Origin of the sequence: Aquincola tertiaricarbonis (genome assembly GCF_000969605.1) — a bacterium.
GTDB classification, from domain to species: Bacteria; Pseudomonadota; Gammaproteobacteria; order Burkholderiales; family Burkholderiaceae_C; genus Aquincola; species Aquincola tertiaricarbonis.
In genome coordinates, this window is sequence record NZ_JZUE01000092.1 from 1 (window position 1) to 406 (window position 406).

Sequence of the window (406 nt, forward strand, 5' to 3'; positions counted from 1 at the left end):
TGGTCTGGTCCCAGGCGCGCCAGGCCAGGCTGGCGCTGCCGCCGTCCAGGCCGTCCGGCTGGTAGCGGATGCGGTCGGCGGAGCGCAGCAGCAGGGCGTTGTCGTCGGCCACCGAGCCCACCGCCTGCCAGGTGCTGCCGCCATCGGTGGAGAACTGCCAGGCGCCGCCGCCGGCCACGCTGGTGGCGGTGAGGGCGATGCCCTGCAGCGCGCCGGCATCCACGTCGGCGATGCTGCCGCCCACCAGCGCGGCCACCGTCTGTCCGCTGCCGTCGAGGGCGTCTTCGCTGACGGCCGGCAGCACCGGCGCGGCGGGGGTGAGCACCGGCGCGTCGTTGGCCGGCAGCACCGGCTGGCTCAGCAGGTCGCTGGTGCTGCTGAAGGCGCTGCTGCCGCCGGTGCTGCT

The 406-nt window shown here is 76.1% G+C and carries 1 protein-coding gene; it reads right to left on the reverse strand.

The window, feature by feature from the left end:
* The coding region (locus VO99_RS31110; RefSeq protein ID WP_046116174.1) for a hypothetical protein at positions 1-406 on the reverse strand (406 nt) is incomplete at both ends.